The sequence below is a fragment of the Bradyrhizobium sp. IC3195 genome, assembly GCF_020193585.1.
Lineage (GTDB): Bacteria > Pseudomonadota > Alphaproteobacteria > Rhizobiales > Xanthobacteraceae > Bradyrhizobium > Bradyrhizobium yuanmingense.
In genome coordinates this window covers 75,054-98,893 of the sequence record NZ_JADYVG010000018.1, presented here as the reverse complement: position 1 = coordinate 98,893, position 23,840 = coordinate 75,054, and the positions used below count along the sequence as shown (strand labels likewise).

Sequence of the window (23,840 nt, the reverse complement as noted above, 5' to 3'; positions counted from 1 at the left end):
GGTCCATGAGCGCGGAGCCTTTACTCGCCGATGCGCCCTGGCTGACCGCAGGCGGCACCGCGCGCGTCCTGGCGCTGCTCGGCACCGATGGCGAGGAGGCGCGGGTGGTCGGCGGCGCCGTGCGCAACGCGCTGCTCGGCCTTGCGCCGGGTGACATCGACATCGCGACCACGGCGCTGCCCGACGAGGTGATTCGGCGGGCCAAGGCTGCCGGCATCAAGAGCGTGCCGACCGGCATCGACCACGGCACGGTCACGCTGGTGATCGATGCCCACCCCTATGAAGTCACGACGCTGCGCGAGGACACCGAGACCTTCGGCCGCAAGGCCAAGGTCGCGTTCGGCCGCGACTGGGTGAAGGATGCCGAGCGGCGCGACTTCACCATGAACGGCCTGTCGGTCGATGCACGCGGTGTGGTTTACGATTATGTCGGCGGCATCAACGACGCCAAAGCGCGGCGCGTGCGCTTCATCGGCGATCCCGACCAGCGCATCGCCGAGGATTACTTACGCATCCTGCGCTTCTTCCGCATCCATGCCGCCTTCGGCGCCGGCGATCCCGACCCGGACGGCTATCTCGCCTGCATCCGCCGACGCGCGGGCCTGGCCAGCCTGTCGGCGGAGCGGGTGCGCATGGAGATGCTCAAGCTGCTGGTCGCCGGTGGTGCGGCTGCGGCCGTGCGAGCCATGGCCGAGGGCGGATTGCTGCAGGCGTTGACTGGCGGCGTCGTCTATACGGGTCCCCTGGACACGATGATCGCGATCGAGCGCGAGCTCGGCCTCAGCCCCAGCAGCACGCGGCGCCTGGCCGCGCTCTCGGTCGCCGTCACCGAAGACGCCAAGCGCCTCGCCGTGCGCCTGCGGCTCTCCAATGCCGAGGCCAAGGCGCTGGATTCGATGGGGCACCGCTGGTGGCGCCTCGCCACCAAGGACGAAGCCAATGCACGGCGCTTGCTGTACCGGCTCGGGCCCGAGAGCTATCACGATCGCGTATTGCTTGGCTGGGCACGCAACGGCGGCGACGTCACCTCGATACGCTGGCGCGCGCTTGCCGAGCTGCCGCAGCGCTGGACCGCGCCGAAATTTCCGCTGAAGGCCGCCGACTTCATCGCCCGCGGTCTCGCCGAAGGACCTGCGCTCGGCCATGTGTTGGCGCTCGCTGAAGACGCTTGGCTCGCAGCGGATTTCCCGCTGGAAGAAGCCGCGCTCGCTACGCTCGCCGATCAAGCCGTGGCCCGCATCAGAGGCGACCAGAAAGATTGACCATCGTCTCGGGCTTCGCCGATATCTCGCTTCTGCAGCTTCTGCTTCGGTATGGCCGTGCCCGGCGTTCTTCGCCAAGGCCTTCGTCGATGCCGGTGCACATCCGCACCGCGATCCTCGATGCCGCCGTGATCACCGGCGGGCTGGTGATGATCTCGGCAGCGGCGAGGCAGCTCGTGGTCTAACGACGCCGGCTGAAATGGCGTTCTTGGCGTCTGAGGAGCATCTGATGTCGCGAAAATCTGGCGGCGTCGCGTCAGGCGAACTTCGCGCGCACAAACCGTGTTCCGCAGTTCCACGCTGTGTCGCCGACGCTACAGCAATATTGCGAGACCACCTCTATACCTTGGCTCAAGCGGTGCCGCCTTGTCACGCGCACAGCGTTCGAGGGAAGTCATGAAATCCATTGTCTCCAAATCCATCGTCTCTGCTGCCCTTCTGGCCTCGGCTGTGTGTCTCTCCCACGCCGCCTCCGCGGCCGATCTTGCCAGGGCCTACACCAAGGCGCCGCCCGCGCCGGTCGCATTCAGCTGGACCGGTTTTTACGCCGGCGTGCATGGCGGTTATGGCTGGAGCGATCCGACGGCGACCTTCGATCCCGGCGCGCTCGCAACCGGGACGGTGCCCGGCTATGTCGTCACGGGTGGCACTGGGCCGTTCACCCTGGATGTGAGCCCCAAGGGCGGATTCGGCGGCGGCCAAATCGGCTATAACTGGCAGTCCGGCACGTTCGTGTATGGTCTGGAAGCGGATGTCAGCGGCGCTGCCATCAGGGAAACGGCGAGCCGCCCCTTCAGCGTCACCGGAACGATCGGCGGCGACAATGGCGCCTTCACCGGCGTGTTCAATCTCAAGCAGGAAATCGATGTCTTCGGCACGATCCGCGGACGTCTCGGATACGCGGCGAACAATGTGCTGATCTACGGTACCGGTGGCTTCGCCTGGGGCCACGTCAAGAACAGCATCTTCACCTCCAATCTCGCCACGCCGAATATCGCCAATTTCAACGGCTTCTTCCCGGCCCTGACGCGAAGCGCGTCATCGTCCGACGTCCAGGTCGGCTTCTCCGCGGGTGGCGGCATTGAATGGGCTTTCGACCCGCGCTGGACGTTCAAGGCCGAGTACATCTACATCAATCTCGGAAAGTCGAACGGCAATGCTCTTGCATTCCCCGGAGCGTCCTTCACGGACACCGAGGTTCAGCTTCATACAGCCAAGGGCGGCATCAACTATCGGTTCTGATCCGATCGGCATCAGCTCGTAGCAAGGATGGGTTGAGCTCTTGCGAAGCCCATCGCCTCGATCCAGGTCGTCATTTGCGCATCGCCGGTGCGGCGAGCAGATCGACAGCCGATAATCCGGCCAGCCCGCGAGCGACAGCGACACCTCCTGATAGTGCAGCTCCCTGGGCCGGGCGATTGAACGCACGTTCGCCGCCAATCCTGCGCGCGGGTCGCGTAGAAGCACATTCCGCCACATCGCAGTCTCGTGTTCCCAAATTGGGTCGCGCTATCCCTTCCAGGAGGGTAGCCCGTCACCATATTCGGGCTGGATGTCTTCACCTGAGGAAACGCGATGAAAGCCCCCGCCAATCTCGCCGAGAAGCTCGCAACGTTTACCGATCGCTTCTCCCCGCGCACGGTGGCGACCTATAACGACAACGACATCATGGTGGCCAAGCTCGAGGGGCCGTTTCATTGGCACAAGCACGAGGACACGGACGACTTTTTTCTCGTGCTCAGCGGGACGCTGGACATCGAGCTGCGGGACCGCACGGTCACCCTCAACCCCGGCGAGGTTTTTGTCGTGCCGAAGGGCGTTGAGCACCGGCCGGTGGCGCGTGGGGAAGTGCACATCCTCTTGATCGAACCGACGGGGACGCCGAATTCCGGAGACAAGGCCACGGCGGCGCCTCGTATCCTCGTCTGATCAACCCCGCGCCCGTCATCAAGGGAAGCGCTCGGCTCTCACGAGAATGTAGGCCGAGAAGTGCCTACTCCTCGTCATCATCTTCGTCTTCATCGTCCTCGTCGTCTTCTTCCACCTGCACGAGCACGGCGAGCGGCAGCGTCTCGCGGAACAGGTCGCCTTCCATGCCCATCCACAGGCACAGCGCCTCGTTCTCCTTCACCTCCGCGACGGTCAGCGGCTGACCGCCGGATTTCAGCATCACGACATCGCCGGCCTTCAGATCCATGGATTGTCCTTTCGGGTTGATCGACGCGGCCGACGCTAACAGGCCGTCATGACAGGCCGATCACGCCGGCTGCCGGCGCCGGAAGGTGTCTCCGCGCTACGACTCAGCTGCGCTCGCTCGTGACCGGCTGGTTCGGCAGGCACTGGTTGCTGAAATAGCCGATGGCATCGCGCGCGAGCGGAACATGGCAGAAGAAGCCGGTGGGGCGGTATCGCACCCTGATGCGATCCAGCTGCGCCATGGTCAGCGTCATGAACGCGTCCAGCCGGCGGGCCTGAAGCTGCAGCCTGTGCTCATTGCTGTCGCGTGGTTTGTCGAGCTTGCGATCGTTCGGCACGTCGTTGCCGGAGGCCGGAGCTTGCAACGCATTCGGTCCGCCGCGGAGCACCTCGAAGCAATGGTGCATCACCAGGACGTGGTGCTTGGCGCTCCACCAGTTGATGGTCACGACCTTCTGCAACGCATCGATCTCGCCGTCCGCCCGCCTGGCACAGAGGTTGACGTAGGATTTGAGCCCATTGGCCGTCGGGTCGTTGCACAGTTCGTCGCTGGGGCGTCCCGGATCGGCGCCATTGAAGATCGCACCCTTGAACTGCGGAAGGTTGGCGTCGGAATCGCAATCGAAATTGTACTTGGTGAGCAGCGTTGCCGTCAGGGGATCCTGGTCGAGCGTGTGCTCTGCGGCCGGGTCGCGCCCGAGGTCGCTGGGCCAGTCGATGTAGATCTCCGCCTTGCGCGCAAAGATGGCGCCGTTCCGCCGCAGCGACGTGCGCGCCTTCCAATAGTCCGAGAACGAGCCGAATGTCTTGGAGTCCACCGGAATGAAAGCGGGGCTTGCCTGCGCCTTCAGCGAGCCGAACTGCTCGCGCAGCATGGTCTCCTGCTGGATCTGCACGTCGGCGAAGGCGTCCGAGATCTCGAGGAAGGTGTCGGTCGCCTTCTGCATGTCCGCCTTGGCCTGCTCGCCGACCTTCTGTTCATAGGAATTCAGGTACTGGAAATATCCGCCCAGGAAGCCGGTCAGCAGGGTCACGGCCGTCAGTCCCTTGGTGACCGAGAGGCGGCTGTCCCAGGATTGAATTCTCTGCCAGATACCCGCCGCCTTCACCGGGGATCGCGTGCGCGCTGCCTGCTTCGGAAGGTCCTGCTCCATTGTCGCCTCCAACTCGCCACGCCCCATGGCACGAGGCTACCGCAATCCCGGATTGCGGCTTGTGAAGCATTTCACTTCAAGTAAGGCAGGCGGGCTGCCGGATGTCGGGCGGCGGTAGCTCCCCGATCGAACGGGGAGGGTGTCTGGACCACCTCCCGCGATGCGAACGTCGCCTTGAATTCGCGGTCGGCATCGCCTAGTTTTTCGGCGTGCCGCACGGTGTCCGCCACCATCTTCGTCAACTCGCCAGAACGGCCATGTTCGTGGCGATATCCGCGTTTGTGCTTCAGGCGGCCCTGATCTCGGTCTCGCAGGCGCAGGCGGCTGTTGGCGCCATTCCGATGCCGTCCGTCACGCTCAGCGGTTCCCTGCATTTCCACGATCAATTGGCCGGCCACGTGCATTCCCACGCCGGCGACGACGCGGAAGGCCACGTCCATGACGGGCCGGATCACGATGAGGACGGCACTCCCGGCGTGGCCTGGGACATGTTTGGCACCTCGATCGCTTCAGCGCAGGTCGTTCACCTGCTCAGCGTCTTCGACGTGCTCGGCGCCATGGACCTGCCGCTCGCGCGGGCCATTGTCGGGGTGCGCCCCGACGGACTCGTCCGGCCACCAAGTACCTTCAGCATCGCGTAGTCCCGGCGGCGCTTCGGTCGCCGCTTTTTCGCATGTCTGAAGGATCTTTCGATGTTGATGAATCAGCGCTGCCCGAAAGGGCGGCTCGCAGCTCTTGGGCTGGCTGGCGCTTTTTGGTTGGCGAGCCTGGTCTTTGGCTTGTCGGGCGCCTTTGGCCATGAGGGGCACGATCACGGCGACGCCGAAAAGACGGCGGTCGTGTCCTCAGCCCATCCGAGGATTGCCGCACGCTCCGAGCTCTACGAAGTCGTCGGCATCCTGAAGGACGGCAGGCTGTCCGTCTTCATCGATGATGCCGCGACGAACGAGCCGGTCTCGGACGCCGCCTTGCAGGTCACGATCGGCGATTCCGCCCCGATCGAGGCTTCGAGCCAGGAGGACGGCGTCTACACCGCCGCGATTCCGAACGGCACACCGTCCGGATCGGTCGAGGTGATCTTCTCGATCAACGCTAGCAGGGGAAATGATCTGCTGGTCGACTCGTTCATACCGCGTGCAGAGGCCCGGCCCGCAGAGCACAAGCACGAGCCCGGCTGGCTTCTCTCGACCCGAGCCGCCATCGCCGCGTCCGTGCTCGCCGCTTTGGGCTTCGGCGGTCTCTTCGCCTATTGGAAGCGGCGTGGCCGCTTCATGGCGGCCTCGATGTCCGCGATGTTGGCGGGGGCTTTCGTCATTCTCGCCTCCGTCATGTTCGGCGAGGGCCGGACCAATGCAACGCAACCAAATCCGCCTGATGTTCCCGCGCTGAGCGATGCCCCGCGCCGTCTGCAAGACGGCACCGTCTTCGCGGCCAAGCCGACGCAGCGTCTGCTCGAGGTACGCACCGCTGCAGCCGAGCCGCAGACGATTCATCCCGCCGTCACCCTGATCGGCCGTGTCATGGCCGACCCCAACCGCAGCAGCATCGTGCAGAGCATCTACGGCGGCCGCGTGGTTCCCGGCGATGACGGCATCCCCCGCATTGGGCAAACCGTCCGCAAGGGCGATCTGCTCATCCGGATCGAGCCGCATCTGCCAATCGCCGACCGCACGACGATCCTCGAGAAGGTCGGCGAGATCGAACAGCTGATGGCGATCACGGACAACAAGCTGCGGCGTCTCCGGCCGCTGGCCGAACGCGGCGCGGTGCCGCAAGGGCAGGTCAACGACCTCGAAAGCGAATTGGAGGGTCTGCGGGCGCGCCGCGAGACCGTTCGCAATTCTCGCACCGGCTTCGAGGAGCTGCGGGCATCGACCGATGGCATCATCACCGCAGCCAAGGTCGCGCCGGGCCAGGTCATACAGCCCCAAGACGTCCTGTTTCAGATCGCGGACCCAAGCAGTCTTTGGGTCGAGGCGCTCGCCTATGACGAAATCGGCTTGAAGCAGCCTGAAGCCGCAACGGCAATGGCTCCGAACGGGCAGCAGATTGCGCTGAGCTTCGTCGGGACGAGCCGGGCGCTGCGCCAGCATGCGTCCGTGGTTCAGTTCGCCATTCCGGAGCCACCAGCAGGTCTCAACATCGGTCAGCCGTTGAATGTGATGGTCCAGGCCGGAGCGCCCGTGTCTGGCCTGGTCGTGCCGCGCAATGCCGTCGTTCGAAGCGGCAACGGTGAGAATATCGTTTGGCTGCACACAGAGCCCGAGCGCTTCGAGCCGAGGCCGGTTCGCGTGGTGCCGGTGGACGCAGCCCGCGTGATTGTGGCCGCCGGTGTCAACGAAGGCGAACATGTCGTCGTGCGCGGCACCGACCTCATCAACCAGATCCGGTAGCCGACCATGTTCAAGCTCATCGTCCAGACAAGCTTGCGCAATCGCCTATTCGTGCTGGCGGTCGCCGCCGTCCTGGTCGGCTACGGCCTGTTCGTCCTGCCGAGCGTTTCGGTCGACGTCCTGCCTGACATCAACCGCCCGACCGTCAACATCCTGACCGAGGCAGAGGGGCTGGCGCCCCAGGAGGTCGAACAGCTGGTGACGTTCCCGATCGAGACGTCGATGAACGGCATGCCCGGCGTCATTCGCGTGCGCTCGGTCTCGGGCGTTGGTCTGTCGGTCGTCTATGTCGAGTTCGACTGGGGCGTCGAAATCTACCGCGCCCGGCAATTCGTCTCCGAGCGGCTGGCGCTGATCCGCGAGCAATTGCCGTCCGCGGTCAATCCCCAGATGGGCCCGGTGACCTCGATCATGGGCGAGATCATGCTGATCGCGCTGACGAGCGATGGCACGGCTTCACCCATGGACGTGCGCGAGATCGCCGACTTCGTCGTCCGACCGCAACTCCTCGCCATTCCCGGCGTCGCCCAGGTGATACCCATCGGCGGCGAGGTCCGCCAATATCGCGTGACGCCGAACGTCGCCACCATGCAGGCACTCGGCGTCACCCATGATCAGATCGAGCAGGCGGTCGCAAGGTTCGGCACCAACAGCGGCGGCGGCTTCGTCGACCAGCATGGCCGCGAATATCTGATCCGCAATGTCGGTCTCACCAGGCGTATCGAGGACCTCCGCAACACCGTCGTCGTCAACCGCGGAGAGCAGCCGATCCTGCTGAAGCAGATTGCCTCTGTGGATTTTGCCGCGCGGACCAAGCGCGGTGACGCAGGATATAACGGCAAGCCCGCTGTCATCGTCAGCGTCATGAAGCAACCGGCTGCGGATACTGTAGCACTGACGCGCAATGTCGAATCAACGCTGCGGGAGCTGCAACGCACCATGCGCGGGGGCATCAGCGTCACCAACGTGCAGTTCCGGCAGGCCACCTTCATCGAGACCTCGATCGGCAATGTCGAGCGCGTCCTGATCGAGGCCGCGATCGTCGTCGCAATAGTCCTGTTCGTCTTCCTGATGAACGGTCGCGCCGCGTTCGTGTCGCTGACGGCCATTCCAATATCGATCCTGGTGACGGTCCTGGTGTTTCGCGCCTTCGGCCTCACGATCAACACCATGACGCTGGGCGGCCTCGCCATCGCGATCGGCGAGCTGGTCGACGATGCCGTCGTGGACGTCGAAAACATCCTGCGGCGCCTGCGGGAGAACGGCGCGTCGAGCACGCCGCGCCCTGTTCTCGACGTGATCTCCGGCGCGAGCCAGGAGGTTCGTTCCAGCATCGTCTATGCAACGATGATCATCGTCCTCGTCTTTGTGCCGCTGTTCGCCCTTCCGGGAATCGAAGGGCGGCTGTTCACGCCGCTTGGCGTCGCCTATGTGGTCTCAATCCTGGCTTCGCTGCTGACCTCGATCACGGTGACGCCGGTGCTGTCCTATTATCTGCTTTCGGGACGAGCTCATTCAGGTGACCGCGAGAGCTTTGTCGTCACGAAGCTGAAGCAGGCCAATCGGCGGGTGCTCAGCTGGGCCTTCCAGCGGCAGGGTTTGGTGCTGGTCTTCGTCGCCGCTGCGGTCGCGGTGGCAGGCTATGCCGCGAGCCAGATGCCCCGCAGCTTTCTTCCTCCTTTCAACGAGGGGACGCTGGTCCTGTCGCTGCAGTACAATCCAGGCATTTCGCTCGCGGAATCCAACCGTCTTGGCCTATTGGCGGAGCAGTTGCTCGCAAAGGTGCCCGAGGTGAAATCGGTTGGACGCCGCACCGGCCGCGCCGAGCTGGATGAACACGCCGAAGGCGTGCACTACAGCGAGATCGATGTCGATCTTACACCGTCCAAGCGCCAGAAGGCGGACATCTATGCGAGCATCCGGGAAGCCCTGTCCGCGCTGCCGGCGTCGGTGGCCATCGGACAGCCGATCAGCCACCGCCTCGATCATCTCCAGTCCGGTATTCGTGCCCAGATCGTGCTCAAGATCTTCGGCCAGGACATCGAGATGTTGCGGCGGCTGTCCGAAACGGTGCGCCAGCGTCTATCGACGATCCCGGGTCTGGTCGATCTCCAGGTCGAGAAGCAAGTATTAATTCCGCAAGTGCGGGTTCAAATCGACCATGCCCGCGCCGCGCTTCACGGCCTGACGCCGGCTGCGGTCACCCAGGCACTCGACGCGCTGTCCAATGGCCGGAAGGTCTCCCAGATCGTCGACGGCAATCGCCGTTTCGACGTCGTGATGCGCCTGTCGGAGCAAGACCGTTCGACGACGGGACTGCACAATTTGCTCATCTCGACCGGCTCGGAGTTCGTCCCGCTGAGCGCTTTGGCCGACATCGTCGAGACAGACGGGCCGAACCAGATTCAGCGGGAGGGGACCCAGCGCAGGATCGTCGTGTACGGCAACGGGGACGGACGCCGCGACATCGCCGATATCGCGGCCGACATTCAGAGGTCAGTTCGCGAGCTCGATTTCCCGCAAGGCTACACGACCAGCCTCGAAGGCGCGTTCCAGGCCCAGCAGGAGGCGACCTGGCGCATCGGCATTCTGTCGTTGGCCTCGATGACGATGATCTTCGTCGTCCTCTACAGCCGCTACCGGTCGATCGCACTGGCGCTGATCATCATGGGAGGTATTCCGCTCGCCCTGATCGGCAGCGTCGCCGCGCTGAAGATCTCCGGGCAGCCCTTGTCGGTGGCATCGATGATCGGCTTCATCACGCTGGCCGGCATCTCGGCGCGCAACGGGATCTTGAAGATCTCGCACTACATCAATCTCGCCATCCACGAAGGCGAGCGTTTCGGGGCCGGGCTGGTCATTCGAGGCAGCATGGAGCGCCTCAGTCCGGTGCTGATGACGGCGCTTTGCGCAGGACTAGCGCTCACGCCGCTCTTGATCGGCGCGGACGAGCCGGGCCGGGAAATCCTGCACCCGGTGGCCGTGACGATCTTCGGCGGCCTGCTCAGCGCCACGGTCCTCGACACAATTGTGACCCCGATTCTGTTTCTGATGTTCGGCAAGCAGCCGCTGCAGCGGCTCGTGGCCGGACACGCCGCAACGTTCACCCCCGCGGAAGCCTATTGATGCGCGCGGACAACCACCGAGGAGCCTGCAATGAGAACTTATATCGGCCTCGCCATGACGGCTGTGATGATCGTGACGCTGGATGTTGCCGCGGCGCAGACGAAGGGCAGCAACGGCGGCCCCGTCGTCAAGTCGCAGGGGCATCCGATCGAATTCGTCAGCAAGGGGACGGACATCATCTTTTACGTTGGCGACGACGATGGATCGCCGCTGTCGACGAAGGAAATGCGGGGACGCGCAACGATTCAGGATGGCGGCAAGACGGTCACCGTTCCGCTTGCGCCGGCCAATCCCAACATGATGACGGGAAAGCTGCAGGCCGAGCTGTCGCCAAAGGCGATCGTGGTGTTCTCCGGTAGCTTGCACGGTCATTCGTTGACCGCGAGATACGCTGCGCAATGATTGGGGCGTGAAAGACCGCGTTTGCGCCCGCAACGCGGCGGAGCTCGCGACCTACATCGCCGAGAAAGGCAAGCCGCTGCTGACGCTCAAGGTGAAGCGTGGGAGTTGAGATAACGCGTAGGCAAAACTCGACAGCGCTTGGAAGAGCGAAGCGCCACCCCTGGGCAGGTTTGCACATCGGCGATTTCACCGCGACAAAGCGCCCGTGATAAATAGTGGATCAATCAATACAATCTGAGCATCAATCGGGATGGCATGAGCACGTAAAATAGGCCCTCAGAAAAATGTCGCAACGGAGGATCGACAATGGGCAATGCTACTTTTTTATCGAAGATTCGATTTGGTGCAGCTGGCATCCTGCTTCTTGCCGCGACCTCGATGGCATACGCGGCCTGGCCGGAAAGGAATATCACCTTTATCGTTCCATTCCCGGCGGGAGGCTCGTCCGACATGGTCGCGCGCGCAATCGGACAGAAGGTCTCCGATACGCTGCGGCAGCCGGTGGTCGTCGAAAACCGGTCCGGCGCAACGGGCGCTCTTGGAGCAACGGCGGTGGCCCGGGCGCCAGCGGACGGATACACCGTTCTCGTCGGCTCGATCGGTGTCTATGCGACGAATCCATTTCTTCAGCCCAATCTGAAGTATGATCCTCTGGAGGACTTCGACCTTTTGACGGTCGCCGTGCGCGCACCGAACGTCCTGGTCGCCACCTTGAACTTTCCGGCAAACACGGTCGCCGAATTGGTGGAGCAACTGAAGAAGGCCCCCGGCAAGATCACTTTTGCAAGCTCGGGTGCGGGTTCGTCCGATCATCTCACGGCGGCGCTGTTCTGGCAGCGCACTGGGACGACCGGTCTCCATGTGCCGTATCGCGGCGGGGCGCCCGCTGTGAGTGATCTCCTCGCGGGGCATGTCAACGTATCGTTTCAAAACATCAACGCCGTCATCGGGCAAATTCAATCCAAGCAGCTCAAGGTTCTCGCCATCACCGGCGATGCCAGATCCCGTCTTTTGCCCGAAGTGCCCACCTTGAAGGAACTTGGGATCGATGGTGTCGACGTCTTTTCGTGGCAGGCGGTGGCTGCTCCGAAGGGCCTTCCTGCCGATGTGAAAGCAAAATTGCATGGCGAGATCGTCGCGGCGCTGAAGGCACCGGACGTACGCAAACGAATGGAGGAGATCGGCCTCGAAATCGTGGCCAACACCCCGGAGCAATTCAAGGAGTTTCTGGTCTCTGAGTTGGCCCGCTGGAAGCGGGTCATCGAGGCCGGCAATATCACCGTGGAATAGGTTGCCTTGGGCGTGCTCGCGGGAGCGCGACTAGAGCATGATCCGGAAAAGTGCGTAGCGGTTTTCCGAAAAGATCATGCTCAAACATAAGCTAAAGCGCGATGACGATTCATCCTGATGCCATCGCGCTCCAGGCTCGATCGCAACCCTCGCGACGATGCCACAATACCCCTGTTTTGCCCGACGGGTCAGAAATTTTTCGTAAAATCCGTAAGTCCTTGATTTTACAGCAGCGCGCTACTGTGCATGGGGTTGTTTTCGAGGTTTTGTTTTGGGCCCTCGATCATGCCCGGTCGGGCAGCAGCTCGCCGAGCGAGCGGATGATGCGGTCGGGCCTGACCGTCGAGCCCTCGGGCAGGCCCTCGCCATGCACGTCCATCCAGATCGCATAGATGCCGAGGCGCTGCGGCGTCACCACTTCCCATTCCAGATTGTCGCCGATCATCCAGGTGTCCTCAGCGGTGACGCCGAGCGCCTGCATCGCGTGCAGATAGGCGCGCTCCTCGGGCTTGCCGAAGCCGTGCTCGCCTTCGATCTGGATGTGGTCGAAGCGATGCGCCAGCTCGAAGCGTTCGATCTTGGCGCGCTGCATGTTGGCGGCGCCGTTGGTGACCAGCGCGAGCTTGATGCCGAGCGCCTTGAACTGGTCGATCGCCTCGTGCGCGCCGGGAAAGACGAACATCTCCTCCTCGCGGTAGGCGGTGAAGCGGTCGGCGAGGCGAATGGCGAGGTCGTCGGGCAGGGCGCGGTGGCCTGCGGCCGCGAGCGCGGCGAAGCCGCCCTTCACCGTCAGGTGCCGCGCCTCGGCGAGCTTCATCCGCCACGCGGCTTCCGCACTGGCCCAGAAGTTTCGCGCGAAGGCCAGCACCGCGGTTGCGACCATCGGCGGCGGCAGCGGGGCGAGCTCCTCGGCGAATTCGGCCGTGATCGTGTTCCAGGCGATCTCGGGCCGGCCATAGGCCGACAGGATGGTGTCGTCCATGTCGATCAGCATGGCGCGGGGCAGCGGCGGCAGCACGGCGTTCATGGCCACTTCACCTCGGGCGGCAGCGACGACAGGATGGAGTCCACGTTGCCGCCGGTCTTCAGTCCGAAGATGGTGCCGCGGTCGTAGAGCAGGTTGAACTCGACATAGCGGCCGCGGCGGATCAGTTGCTCCTCGCGATCCGCAGGCGTCCAGGCGCTCGCGAAGTTGCGCCGTACGATCTCGGGATAGATCTTCAGGAAGGCGCGGCCGACGTCCTGGGTGAAGGCGAGGTCGGCGTCCCAGTCGCCGCTGTCGTGCCAGTCGTAGAAGATGCCGCCGATGCCGCGCGCCTCTTTCCGGTGCGGCAGGTAGAAATACTCGTCGCACCATTTCTTGTACTTGTCGTAGTCGGCAACACCGCTCGGCTGCACGCAGGCCTGTTTCATCGCGGCATGGAAGGCGATGCTGTCGGGATCGTCCTGCGTCCGCCGTCGCTCCAGCACCGGCGTCAGGTCGGCGCCGCCGCCGAACCAAGCCTTCGTGGTGACGACGAAGCGCGTGTTCATGTGCACGGCGGGGACGTTCGGATTGCGCATATGCGCGATCAGCGAGATGCCGGAGGCCCAGAATTTTGGATCCTCCGCCGCGCCGGGGATCTGGGCCCGGAATTCGGGTGCGAACTCGCCGTGCACCGTCGAGCAGTGCACGCCGACCTTCTCGAACAGCCGGCCATGCATCATCGACATCACGCCGCCGCCGCCGGCCGCGCCAGTGTGGTCGGTGCGCTGCCAAAGCGTGCGCTTGAAGCGGCCGGCCTCGCCCGGATAGAGGCCCTGCGGTGCGTCGTCCTCGAGCCGCTCGAAGCTCGCGCAGATGTCGTCGCGCAAGCGCTCGAACCAGGCGCGGGCGCGGGCCTTGCGGTCTTCGATCGTCGTGACGTCCATCTGCATTCGCGGGTCGCGTCCTATCTGATGCCGAGCGATTTGTGGGTCTGCACGCTGAGCCGCCATTGCGGATGGTGCAGGCAATAATCGATCGCGCGCGCGGTGTTCTCGATGACCTCAGGCCCGTCCATCGGCTGCAGCGAGAAGCGCTCGAAAGCGAGATCCTCAAATGCTTCGGGCATCGCCAAGGCCTGGGGATAGACCAGCTTCAGCTCGTGGCCCTGGCGCAGGACCAGGTCGCTGCCGCCCTTGGGGCTAACGCAGATCCAGTCGAGCCCATCAGGAGCTGCGATCGTGCCGTTGGTCTCGACGCCGATCTCGAAGCCTCTTTCGTGCAGCGCCTCGATCAGCGCGGCGTCGACCTGGAGCAGCGGCTCCCCGCCGGTCAGCACGACGTAGCGATTGGCGGCAGCCGCCGTCCATTGCGCGGCGATGGTATCGGCGAGTTCCGCAGCCGAGCCATAGCGCCCGCCGAGCGTGCCGTCGGTGCCGACGAAATCCGTGTCGCAGAACTTGCAGGTCGCATCCGCGCGGTCGGCCTCCCGCCCGCTCCAGAGGTTGCAGCCGGCAAAGCGGCAGAACACCGACGCGCGCCCGGCATGGGCGCCTTCGCCTTGCAGGGTCAGGAAGATCTCCTTGACCGCGTAACTCAAGCCTCTCTCCTCAATCTGTCAAACCTTGCGGGTTCCGGATCTGCCGCAGCGCCTCGCCGGCGGCCATGGCCACGCTCATGGCCACATTGAGCGACCGCAGCCCCGCCTTGATCGGGATCACCAGGCGCGCATCGGCCGCCTCGACCACCGCATCGGTGACGCCGGCGCTCTCGCGCCCGAATAGCAGGATGTCCGACCTCTGGTAATGAAAATCGCGGTAGTCGGTAGCGGCCTTGGTGGTGAACAGCAGCAGCCGGTGGCCCTGGCCTGCACGCCAGTCCTCGAATGTCGCCCAGGAGACGTGGCGGGTCAGCCTGACATGGTCGAGGTAGTCCATTCCCGCCCGGCGGAACAGGCGGTCCGAGATGGGGAAGCCCGCCGGTTCGATGATATGGGCATCGAGCCCCAGGCAGGCGCAGAGGCGAAGAATCGTGCCGGTGTTCTGGGGGATGTCGGGCTGGAAAAGTGCGATCTGCATGGGCGGCGGCGAGTTGGCTTGCGGGCGCAAAATGTCTCAATAAAACATCGCCCGCCCGGGAATTCGTGCATTGCACGCTCTCACGCCGTTAGCGGGCTTGCGCTCGCCCGGCAAGGGTGCCAATAGAACGATTCTGGACTGCTGTTTCACCCGTTTAGAGGTGAACAAGCCAAGTTCTGCCGCCGCGGGGGGCCGCGGGTGCCGGCAGCCTTTCCGGGGACCTCTTGGGCGCCCCTCGGAGCGGTTCCACCGGTAGCGCAAGAAGAAAGGGTTGGAATCGTGACGACAGCGTCTTCGGCGGACCATCCGACACGCCGTGATTTCTTATTCGTTGCAACAGGGGCATTTGCAGCAGTAGGGGGCGCGGCTGCGCTCTGGCCCTTCATCTCCCAAATGAATCCGGATGCCTCGACCATCGCCGCCGGTGCGCCGATCGAGGTCGATCTCAGCCCGATCGCGGAAGGCCAGGACATCAAGGTGTTCTGGCGCGGCAAGCCGATCTACATCAGTCACCGCACCAAGAAGCAGATCGACGAGGCGCGCGCCGTCAACGTGGCGAGCCTGCCGGATCCGCAGACCGACGAGGCCCGGGTCAAGTCGGGCCACGAGCAGTGGCTGGTCGTGATCGGCATCTGCACCCATCTCGGCTGTATCCCGATCGCTCATGAAGGCAGCTACGACGGGTTCTTCTGCCCCTGCCATGGTTCGGTCTACGATACGTCCGGCCGCATCCGCCAGGGCCCAGCGCCCACGAACCTGGCCGTGCCGCCGTACCAGTTCGTTTCCGACACCAAAATCCAGATCGGCTGAGCTTCGGACTCAAGTCCGAAGCTTCGCGCCGTCTCGTCGTACTATTTCCTCAGGATCGCATCATGAGCGGACCATCCGACTACCAGCCGAGCAATCCGGCCCTGCAATGGATCGAGCGGCGCCTGCCGATTTTTGGTCTCATCCATTCCTCCTTCGTCGCCTATCCCACCCCGCGCAACCTGAACTATTGGTGGACCTTCGGCGCCATTCTTTCCTTCATGCTCGGAATGCAGATCCTGACCGGCGTGATCCTGGCGATGCACTACACGCCGAACGCCGATCTCGCCTTCAAGTCGGTCGAGCTGATCGTCCGTGACGTGAACTACGGCTGGCTGCTGCGCAACATGCACGCGGTCGGCGCCTCGATGTTCTTCGTCGCCGTCTACGTCCACATGTTCCGGGGTCTGTACTACGGGTCGTACAAGGAGCCGCGTGAGGTGCTGTGGATCCTCGGCGTCATCATCTACCTCCTGATGATGGCGACCGGCTTCATGGGCTACGTGCTGCCCTGGGGCCAGATGAGCTTCTGGGGCGCCACCGTCATCACCAATTTGTTCTCGGCCGTTCCCTATGTCGGCGAGAGCATCGTGACGCTGCTCTGGGGCGGCTATGCAGTCGGCAACCCGACGCTGAACCGCTTCTTCTCGCTGCACTATCTTTTGCCGTTCGTGATCGCAGGCGTCGTCGTGCTCCACGTCTGGGCGCTGCACGTCGCTGGCCAGAACAACCCTGATGGCGTCGAGCCGAAGACGGAAAAGGACACGGTGCCGTTCACGCCGCATGCGACCATCAAGGACATGTTCGGCGTCGCCTGCTTCCTGCTGCTGTACGCTTGGTTCATCTTCTACATGCCGAACTATCTCGGCGACGCCGACAACTACATTCCCGCGAACCCGGGCGTGACGCCGCCGCACATCGTGCCGGAATGGTATTACCTGCCGTTCTACGCGATCCTGCGCTCGATTCCCGACAAGCTCGCGGGCGTCATCGCGATGTTCGGGGCGATCATCATCCTGTGCTTCCTGCCCTGGCTCGACACCGCCAAGACCAAGTCCTCGAAGTACCGTCCGCTCGCCAAGCAGTTCTTCTGGATCTTCGTCGCGGTCTGCATCCTGCTCGGCTATCTCGGCGCACAGCCGCCGGAAGGCATCTACGTCATCGCCGGCCGCATCCTGACGTTCTGCTACTTCGCCTACTTCCTGATCGTGCTGCCGCTGCTCGCGCGCATCGAGAAGCCGCGGCCGGTGCCGAACTCGATCTCGGATGCCGTGCTGGCCAAGACCGGCAGCCGGTCGACGCCGATGGTCTCGACCGCGATCGTGCTGGCGCTCGCCGGCTCGCTGTTCGCGGGCTCGATCGATAGCGCGAAAGCAGCCGAAGGCAGCGATAAGCCGCCAGGCAACACATGGTCGTTCTCGGGCCCTTTCGGTAAGTTCGATCGCGGCGCGCTGCAGCGCGGCCTCAAGGTCTACAAGGAGGTCTGCGCCAGTTGCCACGGCCTGTCCTTCGTCGCCTTCCGCAACCTCGCCGAGCCCGGCGGGCCTGGCTATTCGGTGGCGCAAGCCGCGGCGTTTGCATCCGAGTACAAGGTCAAGGACGGCCCGAACGATGCGGGGGACATGTTCGAGCGCCCGGGCCGGCCGGCGGACTATTTCCCCTCGCCGTTCGCGAACGAGCAGGCCGCGCGTGCCGCGAACGGCGGTGCGGCGCCGCCGGACCTGTCCCTGATCACCAAGGCGCGCTCCTACAAGCGCGGCTTCCCCTGGTTCATCTTCGACGTCTTCACCCAGTACCAGGAGCAGGGGCCTGACTATGTCACCGCGCTGCTCCAAGGCTATGAGGACAAGGTGCCGGAGGGCGTCACTCTCCCGGAGGGCTCGTACTACAACAAGTACTTCCCGGGCCACGCCATCAAGATGCCGAAGCCGATCAGCGACGGCCAGGTGACCTATGACGACGGCGCGCCGACCACCGTCGCGCAGTACGCCAAGGACGTCACCACCTTCCTGATGTGGACCGCCGAGCCGCACATGGAAGCGCGCAAGCGCCTCGGCTTCCAGGTCTTCGTCTTCCTGATCGTCTTCGCGGGCCTGATGTACTTCACCAAGAAGAAGGTCTGGGCCGCCTCGCACTGAGCGGCGAAAGACGAGAAATGAAAAAGCCCCCGCAAGGGGGCTTTTTGTTGGGCTGTCATTCCGGGGCGCGCGAAAGCGCGAGCCCGGAATCCATTGCGCGGCGGAGATGGTGATGAATGGATTCCGGGCTCGATGCTGAAGCATCGCCCCGGAATGACAAGAGTGTGGATTGCGCCGCGCGCTCCCACCCGCCAAAATACCGCCAACCGATCCCCCAGAAACTCACCGGAGGACACCATGGGAACCAGCATCACCTTCAAGCGCCCGGACGGTAAGGACGCCTCGGGCTATCTCGCCAATGCCGGGCGCGGCAATGCGCCGGGCGTCGTCGTGATCCAGGAATGGTGGGGCCTGTCCGATCAGATCAAGGGCCTGTGCGACCGCTTCGCGCTGGCCGGCTTCGACGCGCTGGCGCCCGATCTCTACAAGGGCAAGGTGGTGCCGTATCACGACACGGACAGCGCCAACAAGGAGATGAACTCGCTCGACTTCATGGACGCCACCACGCAGACCGTGCGCGGCGCCACGCAATATCTGTCGCGCAACGGTGCCAAGGTCGGGCTGACCGGCTTCTGCCTCGGCGGCGCCGTGACCATCATCGGCGCGACCAAAATCCCGGAGCTCGCGGCCGGCGTCGTGTTCTACGGCATCCCGCCCGAGCAGGCGGCCAAGCCCGCCGACGTCAAGATCCCGCTCCAGGCCCATTTCGCCAACAAGGACGATTGGTGCACGCCGGAGTTGGTCAACGGCTTCGAGAAGGCCATGAAGGCCGCCGGCAAGTCGCTGGAGCTGTTCCGCTATGACGCCGAGCACGCCTTCGTCAACGAGCAGCGCCAGGCCGTGCACGACCGCGAAGCCGCCGAGCTCGCCTGGGGCCGAGCGACGGAGTTTTTCCGGAAGCATCTGGGGTAGCACCAGCGGGTGCGGATCGATCTGCGCACGTGTTAAATCGCCATTGATAACAGCTCGCTGCAATTCTAGGCTGCAGCGGTGTAGCCCTTCGCTGCGCGGCTCTGGAGGGGTGATGATTGTGGATGGTCGGTTGACGACGGTTGTTTTGCCTCGCGAGCGGCTGGAGGCGGCCCAGGACCCTGAGAAGGCCGAATATCTAACCCACGCGGTAGTCGACTACGTCAACCAAATGCAACGCGTCGGCGTGTACTCCGGACGTGAACTGCCCGCTGTGGCCATGCAGGCCTATCACGCCGACTACTATCTGGCTCAGGTCAACAACGGCGGTCACAGCCAGTTCATCGGTAACACGGGCGTTTCGATGCTTCCCACGACGTCTGGCGATGCGCTCGCCGGACTCAAAGCGATGGGAGCGAGCGCGCAACATCGTATATTGCAGGAAATGATCGCTTGGGTAGGGGATAATCCTCAAGAGACCGTGCAGCAGAATGGCTTCGAGAACCGAGCCTCGGCGCTCGATGCGCTTGATCGTCGCTTCTATGAAGCAGAACGACAGCAACCAATGACACAACTTGCGGCCCGATGGATCGCAAGCTGGCCCGAATTGCATGCTGTCGCGCAGGAACAGTACGCCTCCGAAATCGAACGGCTTGCGCAACTTAATCCACATCTGTCGCAACGTCGGATCTGGCTGAGCGTTCGCCACATCAGCTACCAGATCACCGACTGCCTGCAGCTCACGATCGCCGCCGCGTGCGGGGCGGTGAGGCCTGACCCGGAGCTCAAGGTTCAGGTGTTCGCGGGAAGCAATATGGATGCTGAAGGGGCCCAGGGCATTGCCATTGGCGTCAAGACTGACAAGGGTTCGCGCCTGTGCGTCTACGAGGAGGCGGGTGGAGAATTTTACGAATTCGGCCCGGGCAGCCAGAGCCCGAAGCCGTCGGACATGCATGAAGTATTGAAGAGCTTTCCGCCTACACTGGTGGGCGCGCGGTTGTCGACTGTAGGCGCTGACACGATCCGGAATTTCTTGAGAATTGCCGAGCAAAATCTGGCGGCCGAAGCCATCGATCTGCTGTTGCGAAAGTTGGATCTGGATCCGGCCGCGATGATCACGGCGCTGCGCGTGAGCGACGATCGTGCCACATGGTGTGCGGTCACAGGAAAGACAGGTGTCATGGTTGAAACCTTGGCTGACCGTGGCAATGTCGTCGAACCCGACGGTGAACTTCTGCTCACGGTAACGCGAGCCGAGATCGAGCGTCATGCCGCGGACGCGGCCATAGGGCGCGACAGCCTGCAGATTCGGGCCTAAAGCGGCTGAGACCTGGCCGTCGCCATTTTGGCGATTGGAGCCGCCCAGCCACCCTTGACGCCGCCGCCGCGCCATGGTGAGTATCCCGTCCATGAGCACCGCCGTCCGCCCAGCCCGTCTTTGGTGGCGCACCTCCTGACGAGGTGGCCGGTGCGATTTCCTTTCCCAAAATCGTCGAAGGTCGCCACGCAGTGCGGCGGCCTGATCGTTTGTCCTGTGTGGCGTTCCCTCGGCAAGTTTCGTAAGAGGACGACATGAACAGGACAGTCTTTGCCCTCCCGGCTCGAAGCGACTACGCGACCCGCGCCGGTCTTGCGATCACGCGCGTGGCCGAGCAATTCACCGGCGGCGCCAACCGGCTGGACGATCTCGTCAGCCTGCTCGACCGCCGGCGCGGCGTGGTGCTGTCCTCGGGCACGACCGTGCCCGGCCGCTACGAGAGCTTCGACCTCGGCTTCTCCGATCCGCCGCTCAAGCTCGAGACAGTTGGCGTCAATTTCAAGCTGGAAGCGCTGAACGCGCGCGGAGAGGTGCTGATCGCCTTCCTCGGCGATGTCTTGCGCGAACCCTGTGTCGTCATCTCCGAGAGAACGGCGAGCCGCCTTGCCGGCCACATCATCCGCGGTGATGCGCCGGTCGAGGAGGACCAGCGCACGCGGCGTGCCAGCGTGATGTCGCTGGTGCGCGATCTCGTCGCCGCCTTCTCCGCCAGTGATGACGGCCTGCTCGGCCTGTTCGGCGCTTTCGCCTACGACCTCGTCTTCCAGATCGAGGACCTCGTGCAGAAGCGCCCGCGCGAGGCCGACCAGCGAGACATCGTGCTCTACGTGCCCGATCGTCTGCTTGCTTATGATCGTGCCACCGGCCGCGGCGTCGTGCTCTCTTACGATTTCGCCTGGAAGGGCAAGTCGACCGAAGGCCTGCCGTGCGAGACCGCCGACAGCCCCTATCTGAAGACGCCGCGTCAGGGCTTTGCCGATCACGCGCCGGGCGAATATCAGGCCACGGTCGAGACAGCGCGCGCCGCCTTTGCCCGCGGCGATCTGTTCGAGGCCGTGCCCGGCCAGCTGTTCGCCGAGCCCTGCGACCGCTCGCCGGCCGAAGTGTTCCAGCGCCTCTGCGTCATCAACCCGTCGCCCTATGGTGCGCTGATGAATCTCGGCGAGGGCGAGTTTCTCGTCTCGGCTTCGCCCGAAATGTTCGTGCGCTCGGACGGCCGCCGCGTCGAGACCTGCCCGATCTCGGGCACGATCGCGCGCGGCCTTGATGCGATCGGCGATGCCGAGCAGATCCGCCAGCTCCTGAACTCGGAGAAGGACGAGTTCGAGCTCAACATGTGCACCGACGTCGACCGCAACGACAAGGCGCGCGTCTGCGTGCCCGGCACCATCAAGGTCCTGGCGCGCCGCCAGATCGAGACTTACTCAAAGCTGTTCCACACCGTTGACCACGTCGAGGGCATGTTGCGCCCCGGCTTCGATGCGCTCGATGCCTTCCTCACCCACGCCTGGGCTGTCACCGTCACCGGTGCGCCGAAGCTCTGGGCCATGCAATTCGTCGAGGATCACGAGCGCTCGCCGCGGCGCTGGTATGCCGGCGCGATCGGCGCGGTGAATTTCGACGGCAGCATTAACACCGGCCTCACCATCCGCACCATCCGCATGAAGGATGGCCTCGCCGAAGTGCGCGTCGGCGCCACCTGCCTGTTCGATTCAGACCCCGCCGCAGAAGACCGCGAGTGCCAGGTCAAGGCGGCCGCGCTGTTCCAGGCGCTGCGCGGCGATCCGCCGAAGCCGCTCTCGACCTTTGCGCCTGATGCCACCGGCTCGGGCAAGCAGGTGCTGCTGATCGACCATGACGACAGCTTCGTGCACATGCTCGCCGATTATTTCCGCCAGGTCGGCGCCAGCGTGACCGTGGTCCGCTATGTGCATGCGCTCGACATGCTCAAGCAGAAGAGGTGGGACTTGCTGGTGCTGTCGCCCGGCCCCGGGCGCCCTGAGGATTTCGGGATCAAGACGACGATCGATGCGGCGCTGGAGAAGAAGCTGCCGGTGTTCGGCGTCTGCCTCGGCGTGCAGGCGATCGGCGAATATTTCGGCGGCGAGCTCGGCCAGCTGACCCATCCCGCCCACGGCCGGCCCTCGCGGGTGCAGGTGCGCGGCGGGCGGCTGATGCGCAATTTGCCGAACGAGATCGTCATCGGCCGCTATCACTCGCTCTATGTCGAGCGCGACAGCATGCCGGAGGTGCTCAGCGTCACCGCCAGCACCGAGGACGGCGTCGCCATGGCGCTGGAGCACAAGACCCTGCCGGTCGCCGGCGTGCAATTCCACCCGGAATCGCTGATGTCGCTCGGCGGCGAGGTGGGGCTACGTATTGTCGAAAACGCGTTCCGGCTGGATGCGCCGGTCAATTGAGAGGCACGAATGACTTTTGACCACGACATCAAGGCGAGCGTCCGCACCATCCCGGATTATCCCAAGCCCGGGATCATGTTCCGCGACATCACCACCTTGCTCGCGGATGCGCGCGCATTCCGCCGAGCCGTGGACGAGCTCGTCAATCCCTGGGCCGGCAACAAGATCGACAAGGTCGCCGGCATGGAGGCGCGCGGCTTCATCATCGGCGGCGCGGTGGCGCATCAGCTCTCGGCGGGCTTCGTGCCGATCCGCAAGAAGGGCAAGCTGCCGCACACCACGGTGCGCATCGCCTACTCCCTCGAATACGGCATCGACGAGATGGAGATGCATGTCGATGCAGTCGCGCCCGGCGAGCGGGTCATCCTGGTCGACGATCTTATCGCCACCGGCGGCACCGCGGAAGGCGCGGTCAAGCTGCTGCGCCAGATCGGCGCCAACGTGGTTGCCGCCTGCTTCATCGTCGACCTGCCCGAGCTCGGCGGCGCCGCCAAGCTGCGCGCCATGGACGTGCCCGTGCGCACGCTGATGTCGTTCGAGGGGCACTGAGCGTCAACGAGGCAGAACAAGCTTCGGGGGCGGTGTGTGGGCCAAGGACGCGGTTCACCTCTCCCCGCTGGGGAGAGGTGAACACCGAGCTTCCCGATCGAATGCTTCACGACCGCTGCAATATCAGGCTGAGCTCGAGCTCCCGGAAAGCGATGTAGTTCCGCCGCGTCCACTGGTGCAGTTCGGTGGAAGAGTCCTTCTCCTGGCGCAGATAGCCGGTGAAGGAGAAATTCAGCCGGTCGATATAGGTCTTGAGGAAACCGGGCAGCGCGGGAAGGCGGAACAGCCGGCCGCCTCCCATTGCCGGCGGCAGCTCGCCGCGGACGACATATTCGTTGTCCACCGTGACCAGGTTCATCCGCGGGATCTGCCCACGCAGCATCTCGTGGGCGCGGGCCGAGACGCGGTCGGTGTCGGCGACGAACAGGATCATCGGCGCAACGTGGCGCCGCGCCGCCTCCTTCAGCAAGCCGATCTCGTCGGTCATCTTGAAGAACTCGTCGAAGGCGTGGAAGCCGAGGTCGATCACCTTGGCAAGTCCGTCATCGACGATGACGCGGTCCATCAGCTGCATCTTGCCGAAGGTGTCGATCACGTCGGCGGTCTCGGTCACCTTCGGCAGGTAATCGAGCAGCGACGGCTCCTTCAGATTGACGTCGAAGGCCGCGACGTTGCCGTTCTTGAGCAGCAGGAATTCGCTCAAAAGCCGCGCCAGCAAGGTCTTGCCGACCTGCGGGCGGGGCGAGCAGATGATGTAGACGGGTGTCGCGGGCATCGCCAGCTATATCAGGCCAACTCACCGTCCAATCCAGCCGTATCAGCCCGGCTTGCGCA

At 64.1% G+C, this 23,840-nt stretch carries 21 protein-coding genes and 1 pseudogene; 15 read left to right on the top strand and 7 right to left on the bottom strand.

The window, feature by feature from the left end:
- The first annotated feature begins 5 nt into the window (after positions 1–5).
- From I6F09_RS27650 to I6F09_RS27635, 4 genes and pseudogenes are all read left to right on the top strand, one after another.
- Complete coding sequence (locus I6F09_RS27650; protein WP_225189517.1) at positions 6–1,262, top strand: CCA tRNA nucleotidyltransferase; 1,257 nt, start codon at positions 6–8, stop codon at positions 1,260–1,262.
- A 64-nt stretch (positions 1,263–1,326) separates the two neighbouring features.
- Positions 1,327–1,447 (top strand): annotated as a pseudogene (locus I6F09_RS37765) (sulfite exporter TauE/SafE family protein); the annotation flags it as partial.
- Positions 1,448–1,658: 211 nt separating this feature from the next.
- Positions 1,659–2,504, top strand: a complete 846-nt coding sequence (locus tag I6F09_RS27640; protein WP_225143179.1) for an outer membrane beta-barrel protein — start codon at positions 1,659–1,661, stop codon at positions 2,502–2,504.
- Between the two features lie 333 nt (positions 2,505–2,837).
- Positions 2,838–3,191, top strand: coding sequence for a cupin domain-containing protein (locus tag I6F09_RS27635; protein WP_036024830.1), 354 nt, complete (start codon positions 2,838–2,840; stop codon positions 3,189–3,191).
- Between the two features lie 64 nt (positions 3,192–3,255).
- Here the strand turns inward: I6F09_RS27635 and I6F09_RS27630 are convergent, their stop codons facing one another.
- Positions 3,256–3,459, bottom strand: coding sequence for a DUF2158 domain-containing protein (locus I6F09_RS27630; RefSeq protein WP_036024831.1), 204 nt, complete (start codon positions 3,457–3,459; stop codon positions 3,256–3,258).
- Positions 3,460–3,562: 103 nt separating this feature from the next.
- Positions 3,563–4,612: a hypothetical protein gene (locus I6F09_RS27625; RefSeq protein WP_128263021.1), complete on the bottom strand. Its 1,050-nt coding sequence runs from the start codon at positions 4,610–4,612 to the stop codon at positions 3,563–3,565.
- A gap of 257 nt (positions 4,613–4,869) precedes the next feature.
- Here I6F09_RS27625 and I6F09_RS27620 point away from each other — a divergent pair, with 257 nt between their 5' ends.
- The 5 genes from I6F09_RS27620 (at position 4,870) to I6F09_RS27600 (ending at position 11,823) form a co-directional block, all read left to right on the top strand.
- Positions 4,870–5,253 carry a hypothetical protein gene (locus tag I6F09_RS27620; RefSeq protein ID WP_225114470.1) on the top strand — a complete coding sequence of 128 codons (384 nt, stop codon included), beginning with the start codon at positions 4,870–4,872 and terminating at the stop codon, positions 5,251–5,253.
- 51 nt (positions 5,254–5,304) lie between these two features.
- A complete protein-coding gene (locus tag I6F09_RS27615) occupies positions 5,305–7,005 on the top strand; it encodes an efflux RND transporter periplasmic adaptor subunit (RefSeq protein ID WP_225189516.1) in 1,701 nt (566 codons plus the stop codon).
- Between the two features lie 6 nt (positions 7,006–7,011).
- Positions 7,012–10,131 (top strand): efflux RND transporter permease subunit, encoded by a 3,120-nt coding sequence (locus I6F09_RS27610; RefSeq protein ID WP_225189515.1) that lies wholly within the window; start codon positions 7,012–7,014, stop codon positions 10,129–10,131.
- Between the two features lie 30 nt (positions 10,132–10,161).
- Positions 10,162–10,533, top strand: a complete 372-nt coding sequence (locus I6F09_RS27605; protein WP_225189514.1) for a hypothetical protein — start codon at positions 10,162–10,164, stop codon at positions 10,531–10,533.
- 306 nt (positions 10,534–10,839) lie between these two features.
- On the top strand, positions 10,840–11,823 hold the full coding sequence (locus I6F09_RS27600; RefSeq protein WP_225189513.1) for a tripartite tricarboxylate transporter substrate binding protein: 984 nt from the start codon (positions 10,840–10,842) through the stop codon (positions 11,821–11,823).
- A 283-nt stretch (positions 11,824–12,106) separates the two neighbouring features.
- Here the strand turns inward: I6F09_RS27600 and I6F09_RS27595 are convergent, their stop codons facing one another.
- Genes I6F09_RS27595 through I6F09_RS27580 form a run of 4 tightly spaced genes read right to left on the bottom strand, consistent with a single transcriptional unit; the run spans position 12,107 to position 14,865 of the window.
- Positions 12,107–12,850 carry an HAD family hydrolase gene (locus I6F09_RS27595; protein ID WP_225147867.1) on the bottom strand — a complete coding sequence of 248 codons (744 nt, stop codon included), beginning with the start codon at positions 12,848–12,850 and terminating at the stop codon, positions 12,107–12,109.
- Positions 12,847–13,734, bottom strand: coding sequence for an oxygen-dependent coproporphyrinogen oxidase (gene hemF, locus I6F09_RS27590; RefSeq protein WP_225189532.1), 888 nt, complete (start codon positions 13,732–13,734; stop codon positions 12,847–12,849). The genes I6F09_RS27595 and hemF overlap by 4 nt, the downstream gene beginning before the upstream one ends.
- A gap of 20 nt (positions 13,735–13,754) precedes the next feature.
- On the bottom strand, positions 13,755–14,387 hold the full coding sequence (gene queE, locus I6F09_RS27585; RefSeq protein ID WP_225141493.1) for a 7-carboxy-7-deazaguanine synthase: 633 nt from the start codon (positions 14,385–14,387) through the stop codon (positions 13,755–13,757).
- Between the two features lie 10 nt (positions 14,388–14,397).
- Positions 14,398–14,865 (bottom strand): tRNA (cytidine(34)-2'-O)-methyltransferase, encoded by a 468-nt coding sequence (locus tag I6F09_RS27580; RefSeq protein WP_128263027.1) that lies wholly within the window; start codon positions 14,863–14,865, stop codon positions 14,398–14,400.
- 279 nt (positions 14,866–15,144) lie between these two features.
- On the opposite strand from I6F09_RS27580, the gene petA reads away from it, so the two are divergent.
- The 6 genes from petA to I6F09_RS27550 all read left to right on the top strand — a co-directional run bounded on the left by petA (position 15,145) and on the right by I6F09_RS27550 (position 23,006).
- On the top strand, positions 15,145–15,675 hold the full coding sequence (gene petA, locus I6F09_RS27575) for a ubiquinol-cytochrome c reductase iron-sulfur subunit (protein WP_036006265.1): 531 nt from the start codon (positions 15,145–15,147) through the stop codon (positions 15,673–15,675).
- 62 nt (positions 15,676–15,737) lie between these two features.
- Positions 15,738–17,810: a cytochrome b/c1 gene (gene fbcH, locus I6F09_RS27570; RefSeq protein WP_225189512.1), complete on the top strand. Its 2,073-nt coding sequence runs from the start codon at positions 15,738–15,740 to the stop codon at positions 17,808–17,810.
- Between the two features lie 237 nt (positions 17,811–18,047).
- Positions 18,048–18,722, top strand: coding sequence for a dienelactone hydrolase family protein (locus I6F09_RS27565; RefSeq protein WP_057026276.1), 675 nt, complete (start codon positions 18,048–18,050; stop codon positions 18,720–18,722).
- 112 nt (positions 18,723–18,834) lie between these two features.
- A complete protein-coding gene (locus I6F09_RS27560) occupies positions 18,835–20,037 on the top strand; it encodes a DUF4375 domain-containing protein (RefSeq protein WP_225189511.1) in 1,203 nt (400 codons plus the stop codon).
- A gap of 254 nt (positions 20,038–20,291) precedes the next feature.
- Positions 20,292–22,457 carry an anthranilate synthase component I gene (locus I6F09_RS27555; RefSeq protein ID WP_225189510.1) on the top strand — a complete coding sequence of 722 codons (2,166 nt, stop codon included), beginning with the start codon at positions 20,292–20,294 and terminating at the stop codon, positions 22,455–22,457.
- A gap of 9 nt (positions 22,458–22,466) precedes the next feature.
- A complete protein-coding gene (locus tag I6F09_RS27550) occupies positions 22,467–23,006 on the top strand; it encodes an adenine phosphoribosyltransferase (RefSeq protein ID WP_036024845.1) in 540 nt (179 codons plus the stop codon).
- Positions 23,007–23,112: 106 nt separating this feature from the next.
- Here the strand turns inward: I6F09_RS27550 and I6F09_RS27545 are convergent, their stop codons facing one another.
- Positions 23,113–23,781, bottom strand: a complete 669-nt coding sequence (locus I6F09_RS27545) for a hypothetical protein (RefSeq protein ID WP_225189509.1) — start codon at positions 23,779–23,781, stop codon at positions 23,113–23,115.
- Positions 23,782–23,840: the final 59 nt, after the last annotated feature.